Origin of the sequence: Kosakonia sp. YIM B13571 (assembly GCF_042788095.1) — a bacterium.
In the GTDB taxonomy this organism is placed as follows: Bacteria; Pseudomonadota; Gammaproteobacteria; order Enterobacterales; family Enterobacteriaceae; genus Kosakonia; species Kosakonia quasisacchari.
Genome location: NZ_JBHZPL010000002.1, coordinates 223,049 through 238,452 on the forward strand (window position 1 = coordinate 223,049; position 15,404 = coordinate 238,452).

Sequence of the window (15,404 nt, forward strand, 5' to 3'; positions counted from 1 at the left end):
AAACTCAGGCAACGTTGCGTGCATGGCCGGCCAGTTGCGCCAGCATGTCGCTATTTTCAATGGTGATATATTTCCCTTTCACCGCCAGCATTCCGCTCTTCTGGAAACGCCCCAGCAAACGGCTGATGGTTTCCACGGTCAGGCCCAGATAGTTGCCGATATCGCCACGCGTCATCGTCAGGCGGAATTCACGCGGGGAGAAACCGCGCTGTGCAAAACGGCGTGAGAGGTTATAAATAAACGCAGCCAGGCGCTCTTCTGCATTTTTCTTCGATAACAGCAGAATCATATCCTGATCGCCTTTGATCTCGCCGCTCATCAGACGCATCATCTGCTGACGCAGATTGGGCATTTTACCCGAGAGGTCATCCAGCGTTTCAAACGGGATTTCACAAACCATGGATGTTTCAAGCGCCTGTGCGAAACTCGGGTGATGGCCGGTACCAATGGCATCAAAGCCCACCAAATCACCCGCCAGATGGAAACCGGTGATCTGCTCGTCGCCCTGTTCGGTAATGGTGTAGCTTTTGATCGTACCGGAACGGATAGCGTAGAGCGATTTCAATTCATCCCCGGCTTTGAACAAGGTCTGACCTTTCTGGATGGGCTTTTTACGCTCAATGATGTTATCGAGCTGATCCAGCTCATGTTCATTCAGAGTAAAGGGGATGCAAAGCTGGCTAATGCTGCAATCCTGGCAATGGATTGCGCAACCGCCAGACTGAATGCGTCGTATAATTCGCTTTTCCGGGATCATAGGTCTGCTCAACGCCGTAATTGATATTGGTCAATTTTAACATCTTTTTGCTGGGCGCGTAAGCCTGGTAAAACGTCAATTCACGATTAATAAAACGGGAGGCAGAAATGAAAAGAGATGACATTGCACCATCTCTTTGAAATTCCATCATTTCGCTAAGGCCTTTACCACAAAAGAGGGGGAAAAGAACGCTAAATATGCGTTTTTTCTCACAATAGAAGATACCCTTCATGGCGTAGCAACCACTCTTTTCGCTGCACGCCGCCCGCATATCCCGTCATCGTGCCGTTACTGCCGATAACACGATGGCAAGGCACGACAATACTCACCGGATTGGAACCATTCGCTGCGCCAACAGCGCGCGCTGCACCTGCGCGTCCCAGTTTTCCCGCCAACTGACCATAGTGCATCACCTGACCACAGGGAATGGTGCGTAGCGCTTGCCATACTTCGCGCTGAAAAGGCGTGCCGCCAGTTGCCGTCGGCAGTGTTTCAATCACGGCCAGATCGCCGTCAAAATAATCCTGCAATTTTTGGCTTAATCCGCCCGGATTATGCGCCGCCACTCGCTGGTAACCCTCCCGGCAATAGTGGATATTCAGTAATTCAACCATCCGATCGCTGTGTTCTTCCCATTCAACCGCGCGAAGCTGGAATTGTTCGTCACACAGTATCCACAACGGGCCAAGCGGCGTGGAAATATTATCTTCAAGCAAAGTCAGCATCTGGCATCCTTTCAATGGGCAACGGCGTCAATTTATCAAACGTACAGCGATGCTGCTATACCCCAAAAGGGCCTATATTCTGAGCAAAGAAATAAGCTGGTGAAATAATAGTCTGCGAAGTATGCATTATTTAATAGATGATATATTGCACTTGTTTTGCGAATAAAAAAATAGAGCCTGCCGACATCCGTCAGGCTCTACAGTACACACAGCAGCGCATCCGTTCGTTATTTTATGCATTTTCATCCTTGCGCGGTAAATATAGTTATAGCGTTCCTGCATAATATTTCCAGTAAGAATTGGTGATTGATTTCACGATATTTTAACTGAAATTCAGAATATTAATTTTTCTTAAGCTTAGATTTTCATAACATTACTAAGAGTGATGTTATTGGAATATCGTCCAGGAGAACCGACCGTTATTCCTTTTTCATGTGCAAAAGCCAATTTGGCACCCATCATTGTGAGCTCAGGCCCTGCCAGCTATAGTACGGGGTCAGAAGTAGCTGGAGGATTGCCCTATGAACCCTGACGACAAATCGCTTTTCCTTGACGCCATGGAAGATGTCCAACCCCTGAAGCGCAGTGCCGATGTGCACTGGCAACCGAGCCACAATTCACGCACGTTACAACGCGTCGACATGCTGCAACTCGACAACTTTCTGACCACCGGGTTTCTGGATATTGTTCCGCTTGGTTCACCACTGGAGTTCAAACGAGAAGGCCTGCAACAAGGGGTGCTTGATAAATTACGCCAGGGGAAATACGGCCAACAGGCAAGCCTGAACTTACTGCGCCTGCCGGTAGAGCAGTGCCGACAAAGGGTGTTCCGTTTTATCTATCATGCGCGCCAGGATGGGCTACGCAATGTGCATATCATTCATGGTAAAGCGCGTGAAGACGGTTCGCATGCGAATATCATTCGGAGTTATCTGGCGCGCTGGTTGCCTGAATTTGATGAGGTTCAGGCGTTTTGTACCGCGTTGCCGCACCATGGCGGAAGTGGTGCTTGCTATGTCGCGCTTCGCAAGTCTGAGCAGGCGAAGCAGGATAACTGGGAACGGCATGCAAAACGCAGCCGTTGAAGAACGCAGTAGTGACTGGAAATTAGCTTGTGAATGGTAAATAAAAGGCGGGAACCGGTCAGGTTCCCGTTATTTTTTTAATCCGCATATTCGGCCGCAATAAGGATTTCATTTTGCCGGGTACCCAGCGCGCTTGAAAGATGTTCTGTCTCCGTACTATTCAGCTCAATTGAAATATCATCCCGCCCATCGTTGAAATTGATGTTCAGGCATACACTGCCATTAGGTTTTGTCACGGTGATTTGATTTGGAAACAATACAATATTCTTTTTACCCATCATTTATACCTGTTCAGTATTCAACTAACTCTCTTTGACCTTCCATCGCTGCCAGCACCCCATCGGCCAGCGCGAACATTTCATCCTCACCAGGATAAACGACGATTTCAGGTGTAATAAAACTGATGCGCTGACGAATAAGTTCGACAATTCTTCTGTTATAGGCAATGCCGCCGGTAATGACGATGGCATCGACCCATCCCTCCAGTACGGCGGCGCACGAGGCGATCTCTTTGGCTATTTGATAGGCCATCGCTTCCAGAATGTCCCGCGCCTTTTTATTCCCATCCATAATCTGTTGTTCAACGTCGCGGATATCCTTGGTGCCGAGATAACCATAGACGCCGCCTTCGCCAATCAACTTTTTCTTCAATTGCGCATACGTGTACTGCCCTGAAAAGCACAGTTTTAATAATTCATAGCTGGGCAGGCGGCCTGCGCGTTCTGGCGAGAATGGCCCATCGCCGCCCATGGCTGAATTCACATCCACAATACGGCCATTGCGGTGAGCACCCACGCTGATACCGCCACCTAAATGAGCAACGATCAATTTAAGCGTGGAATAGGGGCGGTTTGTTTCCGTGGCATAACGATGCGCGACTGCCTTTTGATTCAGCGCGTGAAAAGCGCCAACGCGTGAAATATCCGGTATTCCGGATATTTTTGCTATCGGGTCATATTCGTCGACGACGACAGGATCAACGGTATAAGCCATCTCTTCTTTATTTACCACCCGCGCGAGTTCCCAGGCCAATATGGCTCCCAGATTAGAAGCATGTTCACCGTTCAGCCCGACACTGGCATCGTGAATATAATCATCATTTATACGATAAACGCCGCTTTGCAAATGACGAACCAGTCCACCGCGGCCGATAAATATATCAATGTCATTTAAGCGAAAACCATGCTCCTGCAATACGTCGAGAATAATCTGTTTGCGAAAGGCCTTTTGATCCAGAATTGTGGAAAAAGCCGCCATTTCATTTTCATTATGATTAAATGTGCGGTAAATAAGCTGCGTGCGGTTGTTATATACCGCAATTTTCGTAGACGTTGAACCTGGGTTTATCACCAAAATATACATAGTCAGTCCTTGCATTGAGATATCGCACAAGCAATAGCAAAATATTTTGTTTTAGCGGTGTCTGATCGCGAGGTAAATACCACCGGTTTTGCTGTTCCCGTCAGTGTGCTTGCGCTCAATGCTCCGCCAAGCTGCATCACCGTTTTATAAAAGACATTGGCGCTGTTGATATCCGGAAGGATGGCCAGGTCAATATCGCCGCCAACCTGGGAATGCAACCCTTTATGTCGACAGGATGCTTTATTAAAAGCCAAATCGATGGACAGCGGACCTTCAACAATACAGTTATCGTAAGTGATGCCGCTCAGCGCCGCGGCATCCACGGTAGCGGCGATTGCTGGCGTAATATGCTCAACTGCGGCAATCAGCGCGACTTTGGGCACTGCGATCCCAACCTGATGCAGGACATTAACCGACTGAGCAATCATCGTGGCTTTATCTTGCTGGTCAGGTGTAATGGTAATACCCGCATCAGTTATCGCAAACAGCTTGTGATAATGAGGGCTTTCGATAAAGGCTAATTGCGTGACAAGCCGTGATGCCGCAATGCCAGTCTCTTTATTTAAAATCGCTCGCAGATAAATGGCGCTATCGACCAGTCCTTTCATTAAAATATGCGCTTGCCCGGATTTGACGACTCGCACCGCCTCTTTGCAGGCTTCAGTTTTATCTGGAATATCTATTATTTCGATATGGCTGATATCAAATTTCAGATTTTCGGCGAGCGAGGTTATTTTATTCCGGCAACCAATCAGAATAGCCTCTGCCAGTCCATCATTTCTAATCCATTTAATGGCTTCAAGTGCATGAGAATCTTCTGCTGCGGCAACGGCAACTATTTTCGGCTTTTTCCTGCGCGCGAGCTCAACAAACGAACTTAATTTTTCTAGCATGATAAAAGATCCTGAGTCCCTGATATGGCCTCACCAGACGTATCGCCGGTGAGGCCCGTAATTAACATATCCTTAATACATATGCTGGCCACCATTGATGGCGATATTGGAGCCGGTAATAAACCCGGCCTTATCACTCGACAGATACATGACCAGTTCGGCGATTTCATCGGCTTCGCCGAGGCGACCAACGGGGATTTGCGCCACAATAGTTTTCAGCACATCGATGGGGATGGCCTGCATCATTTCGGTGTTGATGTAGCCGGGGGAGATGGTATTAACAGTAATATTTTTACGTGCTACCTCCTGCGCCAGCGCTTTTGTGAAACCATGCACACCCGCTTTGGCGGCCGAATAATTAGCCTGGCCAAACTGTCCTTTCTGGCCATTTATCGACGATATATTAATGATACGCCCGCGCTGGTTTGCCAGCATGTTATCCAGAACGGGTTTGGTCATATTGAACATGCTGTTCAGGTTGACTTGAATAACCGCATCCCATTGTGATTTATCCATTTTTTTTAAGGTGGCATCGCGAGTAATACCCGCGTTATTCACCAGAACGTCAATATGGCCATATTGCTTCAGCAGCGTGCCTACTGCGTCCTGACACTGTGCGTAATCGCTAACGTCGCATCGAATAGCATCGGCTTTGGCAAACCCTGCTGCTTGCTGGATTTCAACCCACTCTTTCAGGCGATCCGCATCCGTATCAATCGCGATAACCTGGTAATTCTCCAGCAGAAAGTGAAGACTTATTTTTCCACCAATACCGCGGATCCCACCGGTCACAAGCGCAACTTTACCCATCATCATTTCCTCACGTTAAATAACATTTTTAATAGCGGCGTTATTCTATTTCGACGGTGACGGCGATACCCATGCCACCGCCGATGCACAGCGTTGCCAGACCTTTTTTGCTTTTTCTGCGCTGCATTTCATGGAGCAAAGAGACGAAAATTCGCGTGCCTGATGCACCGATAGGGTGGCCGAGCGCAATCGCGCCGCCATTGACATTCACTCTGGAGAGATCCCAACCCATTTCCCGGTTAACGGCGATGGCCTGAGCGGCAAAGGCTTCATTAGCTTCGATAAGATCCAGCTCATCAACCTGCCAGTTCGACCTGGCGAGCGCATGACGAGACGCTGTGATGGGGCCGGTTCCCATTATTTCTGGCAAGACGCCTGAAGTACTGAACGCCACGATCCTGGCCAGCGGAGCGATCCCCAACTCACGCGCTTTTTTCGCCGTAGCCAGGATCACCATTGCCGCACCATCGTTAACGCCTGAGGCATTGCCGGCGGTGACGGTGCCGTCGGCTTTAAAGGCTGGCCGGAGTTTGGCTAAGCCTTCACGCGATGTTTGCGGACGGGGAAATTCATCGGTATCAAACAGGACGGGCTCTTTACGAGGTCGGGTGATGTCAACCGGAACAATTTCGCTGGCGAAACGGTGCGTTTCTAACGTGATCGCCGCTTTGTGTTGTGACGCAAGGGCGAAAGCATCCTGTTCTTCACGTGTGATCGCATATTTTTCGGCCACATTCTCGGCAGTGATGCCCATGTGATAATCATGAAAAGCATCCCAGAGGCCATCTTTCACCATGCTGTCCAGCATTGGCCAGTTACCCATTTTCATGCCGCTGCGTGAATGGGGTAAAACATGCGGTGCCTGGCTCATACTTTCTTGCCCTCCGGCAATAATTAATTCGGCATCACCACATTTCAGCGCCTGCCATGCCAGTTGCAGCGCTTTTAACCCCGAACCACACACTTTATTAATTGTCAGCGCCGGAACATCGGTTGGAATACCTGCCTGAATTAATGTTTGGCGCGCCGGATTTTGTCCACTTCCTGCGGTAAGAACCTGACCGATAATAACTTCATCGATCTCTTTTGCTGCAATTCCCATTTTTTCCAGAAGCGCTTTAATCACCGTGGCGCCTAATTGAGGCGCGCTAATTTCTGCAAGCGATCCATTAAGCACGCCGATGGCAGTTCTTGCACAATCAAGAACGACAATATCCGTGTCCTTCATTTGTATTACCTTTTGATTTAAATGATTCAACTATTAATGCCCAGAGAACTTTCTGCAGTATTGATATGCGTCAATACTTAAAAGTTGTTAAAAATGGCTTTAGAATTAAAACGCTCCTTATTTTTTCGTAATTAACCTTATTTTCTGACTTTGTCTGTTTGTTTTTTCATTCATCATCGCTCAATTGGTAATGATCTTTTTCTTAACTTTTAATAAGGATTGCATGTAGATCTTTCTTGACGGTGTGGGAAGCATCTTATTGGTAACACAATTTTTTCTCTACTCACCGCCATGAGGCCGGCTCCGCATTTCGATTTTGTCTTAAGTAAAAAAACTAATTTAAGAATTTATTTATAAATGCGCTGTATCTGAAAAAAATAAATATAAAGTTACTCTTATAGCTAATGAGAACTCGATGGGGGTTGACGGAATTGGGAAAAGCAGGTGTATATGGATGCAATTAGTTGTTTCTCTAAATGCTTCCGTTAAACGCTTTCAAAATATATCTGAAAAGGACGTGTGCTTTATGGTTAATTCAATCCACAATTTGCATATTGGTCAGTGTGCAGAGTTTAAAAAAACATTGACGGATAATGACGTCGCAGATTTTGCATTGGCATCAGGCGATACCAACCCCGTTCATCTGGATGAGAGTGCCGGGCGGGAAAGTATATTCGGGCAACGCGTAGTTCATGGTATTTTGGTAAGTGGACTTATCTCTGCGGTCATTGCTAATAAATTACCCGGCAACGGTTCTATTTATCTCGGACAAGACCTCAAATTTATTAAGCCAACATTTATTGGCGATACGATTACGGCGACGGCGGAAGTTATCGCGATTAATTGTGAAAAAAACCGGGTGCGGCTCAAAACCACGTGCACCAATCAGCATGGGGATCAGGTTATTGTCGGTGAAGCCGTCGTTTTGCCGCCGCTGGAAAAAGCGCTGGCTGAGGAGGTGAACTGATGGAGCTTATTATTCAAGGCAATGTGGCTAAGAACTGCCATCCTGAAGGTTTACGCTTGGGCATTGATAAACAAATTAACTATGTGGAATCGCATGGGGAAATCTATGGTTCGCGCAAGGTGTTGGTGATTGGTGCCTCTTCCGGATATGGGCTGGCCTCACGCATCGCGGTGGCCTTTGGTGGCGGTGCCGATACGATTGGCGTTTCATTTGAAAAAAGTCCGGGTGAAAAAGGTATGGGCAGCGCCGGATGGTATAACAATATTTTTTTTCGTCGCCGGGCACATGAGAAAGGGCTTATCGCGAAAAATTTTATCGCGGATGCTTTTTCCGATACGACCCGCAACGACGTGATTGCGTACATCAAGCAGGAGTTTGGCGGCAGCATTGATCTGCTTGTCTATTCGGTTGCCTCTGGCGTGCGTATTTGCCCGGATGGCACGCGCTATACCTCAACGCTTGGCGTGCGCGGGCAAGCTTTTTCCGGCCCGGGTTTTGACCTGGAAACCCGCAAGATGGTGAACCAGACGCTGGAACCGGTGACCGAACGACAACTTGCCGATACGGTAAAAGTCATGGGCGGGGAAGACTGGCAACGCTGGATTGATATGTTATCGGCTGCTGGTGTGCTGGCTGAGGGGTTCAAAACGGTGGCGTACTCTTATACTGGCCCGAAATCAACGTGGCCGCTCTATAAAGAGGGCGCGTTAGGCGCGGCGAAAGCCCATCTGCACGCAACAGCCGATCATCTTGACGCACAGCTCCAGCGCATTAATGGTCATGCCTATGCGGTGGTCTGCAAAGCGCTGGTGACCAAAGCCAGCGCGTTTATCCCTATGTTTCCGTTATATATTACGTTGTTGTACAAGGTAATGAAGCAGAAGCGGTTGCATGAAACCTGCATTGAGCAGATGCACAGACTGATGCTGAACCACCTTTACCCGCCAATGGGCAACGTCATCACGGATGACGAGCGGCGGATCCGCCTTGATGATTTCGAGCTGCGCCCCGATGTCCAGCAAGCAGTGGAGTTGCTAAGAAAACGGGTCACCACCGAAAACTTTAAAACCATTGGCGACTTTGCCGGGTATCTCACCGAATTTTACGCGCTGAATGGTTTCTCAATGCCGGACGTGGATTACTCCTCTGAGCTGGATCTGCGTCAACTGGTAAAAGAGTACAGCCATGCATAAGCATGTCTGATATGACAAATGCGCCAGTCCATCGGCGCATTTGTTGATGAAAATCGCGGTCGACTATGGCTTCTGTACGATCTTTATTTCACGACAGGCAGGTCGGAATAGCGTGTTGTATAGGCGGGGGAAAGCATTTCGCGTTTCATCGCCCAGTTTTTTTCAATTCCTTGTCCTGCAAACCAGACGCTTCCTTTTCCTGAGGTATTTAAACGATCAATGGTTTCCATCAGCACCGCGCTGTTCGCGTGGGGGCGGTTTTCATCAAATAGATTGAGCTGGGCAACGCCGCTGCTGAAAAAATCTGAAAGCATCACGCCAGCCTTCATATAGCGATGTCCCTCCCGCCATATCTGCTCCAGCGAGCTTGTCGCTGCACGTATAATGTCGCGCGTATCATTGGTCGGCGTCATCAACGTCACGGATGCCTGGTTTCCGTAGTAAATACGATTATCCGCATGTGGGCTGGTACGAATAAAGACGCTGATGAATCGGCAGAATTGATGTTCAGCGCGTAATTTCTCTGCCGCGCGTTCAGCATAGGCGCATATTGCCTGATGCATATCTGAATACTGAGTAATTCGCTTGCCAAAAGAGCGGCTACAAATAATTTGCTGCTTGGTTGGTGGAAACTCATCAAATGCCAGGCATGATTCGCCGCGCAGTTCCCGCACGGTACGTTCCAGCACAACATTGAAGTGTTTACGAATAACCCAGGTTGAGCTGTCGGCAAGTTGCAGCGCGTTTTCAATGCCCATTAACGCCAGCTTTTTACTAATGCGGCGTCCTACGCCCCAGACCTCATGTATCGGCACGTGAAACAGTAACTTACGTTGCCTCTCTCTGGAGGACATATCCACAACACCACCGGCGCTGGCCCATCTTTTGGCGGCGTAATTGGCCACCTTGGCGAGGGTTTTCGTTGGTGCAATGCCAACGCCCGTTGTCAGCCCGATATTTTTCAAGATCTGATTACGGATCTGGTGGCCGAATGCCTCAAGTGCAATACAGTTTGATACGCCAGACAGATTGATAAAAGCCTCATCAATGGAATAAAGCTCGACGGAAGGGGTTATTTCAGAGAGTGTCGACATAACCCGATTGCTGAGGTCGGCATACAGCGCATAATTTGAGCTAAATACCGTAACGTTCTGACGATGAAGCTCATCTTTGATCTTGAAATAAGGCGCAGCCATATCTATGCCGAGATTTTTTGCCTCACGCGATCGCGAAATAATGCATCCATCATTGTTGGATACAACAACGACAGGTTTCCCCTGGAGATCCGGGCGAAACAGCGTCTCACAGGAGGCGTAGAAGTTATTCACATCAACAAGCGCGAACATGTCGGTTTGATTTCAACGTAAATGTCACGACGCCGAAGATCTGCAACTCTTCCTCAGCCTGGAAAATAATCGGCGCATACTGAACATTATGCGGAATGAGCTGGAGAACAGGGCGGGTCCGTAACTCCTTCACTGTGAATTCCCCGGCAACCGCTGCAACAACGATGTCACCGTGCCCGGCGCTCAATGAGCGATCGACCACCAGCAAATCACCATCGCTAATCCCTGCACCGATCATCGAATCCCCGCTGACCCTGACAAAGTAAGTCGCGCTAGGGTGTTTTACGACCAGTTTGTTTAAATCAAGTTGCTCCTCGACATAATCCTGCGCCGGGCTTGGGAACCCACAGGGAACGCGCTCAGTAAAGAGCGGAAGGGGAACGATGTGATCACTCTCGGTGGAAGGGATGAAGCGCATGATGATGAACTCGGTTAACTGTATTTATATACAGTATTGCTAAATTCAGTCGCTGATCAAGAGGCGCTGCGGGCCACATTCAGGAAATCTTTGAAGTAGCAAAGAATTTAGCTAAAAAGTCTCGCCAAAAGCTGGTACCTGAAAGCGGGTGAAAATAGACTGTTCTCCGTAGGGAAAATCTCATTTATGCCTGATGCAAGTGCATTGAAGCCGTTCTCTTACCGCGAGCCACTGCGTGTCGGTTTGTGAGTGCAAGCGAATAATCGGGTCTTTGCGCATATAAGTGCCGCAAACATTTAAACGTGAACGCCTGGCGATGCGAGATACAGGCGCAACCCAAACAGATAATAAATACACACAGGAATGAGTCATGATCAAAAAAATAACCTACGCATCGGCCATGCTGCTTGCGGCCTGCACCAGCTTTAACGCGAGTGCAGCACCTAAAACCGCAGCAAATAAATGTCCGGCAGCGATGGACGTGGATAGTGTTGAAATTCGCGATAGTCAGCAGCTTATGATCCTGACGAAAACGGCATTAGAAAACTATGAAATGGCGGTAGCCAAAGACGCTAAGTGCGTATCAATTTATCGTGATACATATCGGGCTAAATATCTCCCTGAACTCAAGAAACTGGATGCCAGTACGTCGGAACCTGTCGTCAAATTAAAAAGCGCGCCATTGCTGGCTGCTTTTGAAAATGTTATGCAGCCTGGCGTAGATATAAAGGAAACGGATAGCAGGGTTAATGCCTACTATGAGCTCGCAAATGCCTACCTTGAGACAGCGATGCCGGGTAAATGGAAAGTATCAGAAGATAGCGACGAAATGCGGGGCGAAAAAACGTATCTGTATACGCTGGAGTCTGAGGATGTCGCAAAGCTTTCGTCTCCCTATAAACAAGCAAAGGCGACGATTCTGGTGATGCAGAAGGAGAAAGCAGGCGTGATTAGCGACCCGAAAATTATGTATTACGTTTCAGAGGGTCAATTAACTCTCCCTGTAGAAGGCGGTGAAATCGCGGCGAAATATGACGACGATGGAATCAGTCGCTATGACGGTACGATATGCAGTGATGACAATCGTGCTTTCTGCCCTGATCTGACTATTTACCAGCTGTTTGCTTATCTGGATGTGCGCAGTAGCCACAAGGCTATCATTGAGTTGCCGTTCTATATTGATGGCCCTTATCAATATCATTTTAAAACCACTGGCTTAATAACCCGGCGTACAACACCGGATTACTTGCTGCCAAAAAATACAGGGAAATAGCACAGCATCATAAGTTCAGTCATGTGGGGGTTACTATTTTTCGCGTATTGAGGAGATGCTTAGATGTTAAATATTGCCAGAAGCACCGGTAATACCACTACCGGTGTGCATATGCTACAACGCTTTAAAAATGGTTACCGCATTCGTTGCAATCGCGAGACGTTAAGGCGATTCACTTCCATCGATGTTAAGCCGGAATATCAGCATCTGTTTGGCGCAGATGGCGAGGGTATATACCATTCGGCCACCTTTCCAACTATTGCTGAAGGCGCGCAAGCCCTGTGCAGCTTCATCCAGACGGTTTGCGGCCTGGAGTGTCACTGGAAACCGTAACGGTTTTGAGGATTAGCTGTTTGTCTTATATAGCCAGCCCTGAAAGTACCCACTCCAGTGCAAGTCTCCTATGATCTCTGTGTAGCCTGACGGGCTGCACACCATCCCCAGGAGATTCCTATGAGCACATCTTTATTCAGCAAAACCCCGACGGCCACGGTTCTCGACAACCGTGGCCTGACCGTGCGTGAATTCTCGTATCATCGCCATCCCGACTCGCCGGACACCACCCGTGAGCGTATTACCCACCACCAGTACAATGTCCGTGGTTTCCTGCTGCAGAGCGCTGACCCGCGCCTGCACGATACTGGCCTTGCAAACTTCAGCTACCTGACTGGCCTGACCGGAAACGTCCTGCGTGTACAGGGCGTTGATAACGGAACGTCCGTGGCGCTGAACGATGCTGCGGGTCGACCGTTTATAACAGTCAGCAATATTGACACCGCTGACGATGGTACAGAGAACAGAAACCAGGCCGTAACCCGCACCTGGCAGTACGAGGACGCTTCGTTGCCTGGCCGCCCGATAAGTATCACCGAGCAGGTCAACAGCGAAGCTGCCCGCATTGCAGAGCGCTTTGTCTATGCCGGTAACAGCGATGCAGAGAAGGCGCAGAACCTTGCCGGACTGCGTGTTAGCTATTATGACACCGCAGGTCTGATACAGCAGGACAGCGTTGCTCTGACGGGCGTGCTTCTCTCTGTTACCCGCCGTCTGCTGAAAGATGTGGACGACCCGAACACGGAGGTCAACTGGCAAGGGCAGGATGCTTCCGCATGGAACGACTTGCTGGAGGCGGAAACCTATATCACTCTGACAACCTCCGATGCCACCGGGGCAGTTTTGTCGACCACCGATGCAGTGGGTCACCAGCAACGTATGGCGTACGATGTGGCTGGAATGATGTCCTGCAGTTGGCTGACAGTGAAAGGCGGCACAGAGCAAATTATCGTGAGGTCTCTGACGTACTCCGCGGCGGGTCAAAAGTTGCGTGAGGAACATGGTAACGGCGTGGTGACGACATACCTTTATGAACCGGAGACACAGCGCCTGGCTGGAATAAAAACGGCGCGCCCGGAGGGACACGTTTCCGGTGCGAAAGTGTTGCAGGATCTGCGTTATGAATATGATCCCGTGGGCAACGTGCTCAGCATCAGCAACGATGCGGAAGAGACCCGTTTCTGGCGCAATCAGAAAGTCGTGCCTGAAAATACCTACAGCTACGATAGCCTGTATCAGCTGATTAGCGCCACCGGACGCGAGATGGCAAATGCCGATCAGCAGGGCAGCAACTTACCGTCCTTCATTGTTCCCCTTCCGACAGACAGCTCAGCATATACCCGTTTTATCCGTACCTATCGCTATGATAATGGCGGTAATCTGACGCAAATACGCCACAGCGCACCCGCGACGAACCACAATTACACAACCGATATTACCGTCAGCGATCACAGTAACCGGGGAGTATTAAGCACCCTGACCACTACTCCGTCTGATGTGGATGCCTTGTTCACGGCTGGTGGACAACAAAAACAGCTGCTGGCGGGGCAGCCCCTGATCTGGACGTCGCGTAACGAGTTGCAGAAGGTGAGCCCGGTGACGCGTGACGACAGCGCAGACGACCAGGAAAGCTACCGCTATGACGGCGGCAGCCAGCGGATCCTGAAAATCAGCATGCAAAAGACCAGCGGCAGTACGCAGATGCAGCGAGTGGTTTACCTGCCGGGGCTGGAGCTGCGAAGTACCACAAACGGCGATGCAGAAGAAAGCCTGCAGGTGATTATCGTCGGCGAAGCCGGACGGGCGCAGGTGCGTGTGCTGCACTGGGAGAGCGGCAAACCCGCAGACATCGCGAACGACCAGACACGCTACAGCTACGATAACCTGGTCGGCAGCAGCCAGCTTGAGCTGAGCGGAGAGGGCGAAATCATCAGCATGGAAGAGTTCTATCCGTACGGTGGAACGGCTCTCCTGACGGCGCGCAGCCAGGCCGAAGTAAATTACAAAACCATTAGGTACTCCGGCAAAGAGCGTGACGCAACCGGGCTGTATTACTATGGGTTTCGCTACTACCAGCCGTGGGCGGGGCGGTGGCTATCCAGTGACCGGGCAGGAACGCTTGATGGGCTAAATCTCTACAGAATGGTCAGGAATAATCCTGTAACACTGAGTGATAAAGACGGATTAATGCCGACGAAAGCGCTGGATGGCGAAGAGCAAGGATCCAGCCCGTCAGCGTCCATGTCTGGCGATACGGGGATAAAGAACAGTAAAAGAAACGACAGACGACGCAGAGTATTTAGCCCTGAAGAAATGAGCCAGGCGCTGGAAGCACTGCGCTTAAATCCCTCTGAGAAGAGTGAACCCACACCGCTCATCGCTTCTCCGGTGGAAGAGATCGCTGCGGATATTTCGGCAATTTCGACGAGTGAAGCGCTGACTCAGGCAGATGACGTAACGGAAAGTAGCCTGACAGCAATGGCCAGCAATACCCGCCGTAAAAGAGTGCGTAGAGTCTTTACCGAAGAGCAAAAAAAGGAAGCAATAGAAAAAATTAAACATAGCGATTTTAAAGAACCTGCTGACGTCGCCCAGGAGGCGCATATAAAAAGTGCGGCGGCACTTCATTCCGTGTCGGACAATATGCTCAACGCTGTTGATGAGGCCGCCGATATCGCGCCGAAGAAACCAGAGATGATTCTATTGGAGGGGATAGAAATGCCATTAGCCAGTGCCGAGGCAATGGCGACGAATTTTTTAAAAAATACGGTAAAAAGAAAAGTGAAAAATGATAAAGGATGGAATCTCAAACTTTCCCTTGAAAATATAGGCAGAGCCGCGCTGGTGGGGCATGAAAACGATGTGAGAGGTTTTATTGATTTCTCACAGCAAATTGCCAAAAAAATTAATGCCAGCACGATCTCAGAGCGTGAATTTATTGATGAGGTAAAACTTTATATGCAGCGATATAAAGCGCCAATCAGTTCGCAATTATTACATTAAATAGGGGCATC

15 protein-coding genes are annotated in these 15,404 nt (G+C 49.2%); 6 read left to right on the top strand and 9 right to left on the bottom strand.

Features of this window, described 5'->3' with window-relative positions; translation table 11 throughout:
* Nucleotides 1–4: 4 nt before the first annotated feature.
* Nucleotides 5–757, bottom strand: coding sequence for a fumarate/nitrate reduction transcriptional regulator Fnr (fnr, locus tag ACFX4O_RS06200; protein WP_016496244.1), 753 nt, complete (start codon nt 755–757; stop codon nt 5–7).
* A gap of 209 nt (nt 758–966) precedes the next feature.
* Nucleotides 967–1,482, bottom strand: a complete 516-nt coding sequence (ogt, locus tag ACFX4O_RS06205; protein WP_380207765.1) for a methylated-DNA--[protein]-cysteine S-methyltransferase — start codon at nt 1,480–1,482, stop codon at nt 967–969.
* A 521-nt stretch (nt 1,483–2,003) separates the two neighbouring features.
* Here ogt and smrA point away from each other — a divergent pair.
* Complete coding sequence (smrA, locus tag ACFX4O_RS06210; protein WP_380207766.1) at nt 2,004–2,567, top strand: DNA endonuclease SmrA; 564 nt, start codon at nt 2,004–2,006, stop codon at nt 2,565–2,567.
* 77 nt (nt 2,568–2,644) lie between these two features.
* On the opposite strand, the gene ACFX4O_RS06215 is transcribed toward smrA, so the two are convergent.
* The 5 genes from ACFX4O_RS06215 to ACFX4O_RS06235 form a co-directional block, all read right to left on the bottom strand.
* Nucleotides 2,645–2,848, bottom strand: a complete 204-nt coding sequence (locus ACFX4O_RS06215; protein ID WP_380207767.1) for a hypothetical protein — start codon at nt 2,846–2,848, stop codon at nt 2,645–2,647.
* 10 nt (nt 2,849–2,858) lie between these two features.
* The gene (buk, locus tag ACFX4O_RS06220; RefSeq protein WP_380207768.1) at nt 2,859–3,929 is read right to left on the bottom strand and encodes a butyrate kinase; all 1,071 of its coding nucleotides are present in this window, start codon (nt 3,927–3,929) and stop codon (nt 2,859–2,861) included.
* A gap of 2 nt (nt 3,930–3,931) precedes the next feature.
* Nucleotides 3,932–4,822 (bottom strand): phosphate acyltransferase, encoded by an 891-nt coding sequence (locus ACFX4O_RS06225; protein WP_380207769.1) that lies wholly within the window; start codon nt 4,820–4,822, stop codon nt 3,932–3,934.
* A gap of 72 nt (nt 4,823–4,894) precedes the next feature.
* Nucleotides 4,895–5,632 carry an acetoacetyl-CoA reductase gene (gene phbB / locus ACFX4O_RS06230; RefSeq protein WP_131412333.1) on the bottom strand — a complete coding sequence of 246 codons (738 nt, stop codon included), beginning with the start codon at nt 5,630–5,632 and terminating at the stop codon, nt 4,895–4,897.
* 40 nt (nt 5,633–5,672) lie between these two features.
* On the bottom strand, nt 5,673–6,860 hold the full coding sequence (locus ACFX4O_RS06235; protein ID WP_380207770.1) for an acetyl-CoA C-acetyltransferase: 1,188 nt from the start codon (nt 6,858–6,860) through the stop codon (nt 5,673–5,675).
* Between the two features lie 454 nt (nt 6,861–7,314).
* Between ACFX4O_RS06235 and ACFX4O_RS06240 the strand changes: the two genes are divergently transcribed.
* Complete coding sequence (locus ACFX4O_RS06240) at nt 7,315–7,827, top strand: MaoC family dehydratase (protein WP_235855259.1); 513 nt, start codon at nt 7,315–7,317, stop codon at nt 7,825–7,827.
* The gene (fabV, locus tag ACFX4O_RS06245) at nt 7,827–9,020 is read left to right on the top strand and encodes an enoyl-ACP reductase FabV (protein WP_380207771.1); all 1,194 of its coding nucleotides are present in this window, start codon (nt 7,827–7,829) and stop codon (nt 9,018–9,020) included. The genes ACFX4O_RS06240 and fabV overlap by 1 nt, the downstream gene beginning before the upstream one ends.
* An 83-nt stretch (nt 9,021–9,103) precedes the next feature.
* On the opposite strand, the gene umuC is transcribed toward fabV, so the two are convergent.
* Nucleotides 9,104–10,366 carry a translesion error-prone DNA polymerase V subunit UmuC gene (gene umuC / locus ACFX4O_RS06250; protein ID WP_380207772.1) on the bottom strand — a complete coding sequence of 421 codons (1,263 nt, stop codon included), beginning with the start codon at nt 10,364–10,366 and terminating at the stop codon, nt 9,104–9,106.
* On the bottom strand, nt 10,350–10,784 hold the full coding sequence (umuD, locus tag ACFX4O_RS06255; RefSeq protein ID WP_380207773.1) for a translesion error-prone DNA polymerase V autoproteolytic subunit: 435 nt from the start codon (nt 10,782–10,784) through the stop codon (nt 10,350–10,352). Before umuD ends, umuC begins: the two co-directional genes overlap by 17 nt.
* Nucleotides 10,785–11,154: 370 nt before the next feature.
* Here umuD and ACFX4O_RS06260 point away from each other — a divergent pair, with 370 nt between their 5' ends.
* From ACFX4O_RS06260 to ACFX4O_RS06270, 3 genes are all read left to right on the top strand, one after another.
* Nucleotides 11,155–12,057, top strand: a complete 903-nt coding sequence (locus ACFX4O_RS06260; RefSeq protein WP_131412343.1) for a hypothetical protein — start codon at nt 11,155–11,157, stop codon at nt 12,055–12,057.
* 63 nt (nt 12,058–12,120) lie between these two features.
* Nucleotides 12,121–12,390 carry a hypothetical protein gene (locus tag ACFX4O_RS06265; RefSeq protein WP_017456654.1) on the top strand — a complete coding sequence of 90 codons (270 nt, stop codon included), beginning with the start codon at nt 12,121–12,123 and terminating at the stop codon, nt 12,388–12,390.
* A 120-nt stretch (nt 12,391–12,510) separates the two neighbouring features.
* On the top strand, nt 12,511–15,393 hold the full coding sequence (locus ACFX4O_RS06270; protein WP_380207774.1) for an RHS repeat protein: 2,883 nt from the start codon (nt 12,511–12,513) through the stop codon (nt 15,391–15,393).
* The last annotated feature ends 11 nt before the right edge of the window (nt 15,394–15,404 follow it).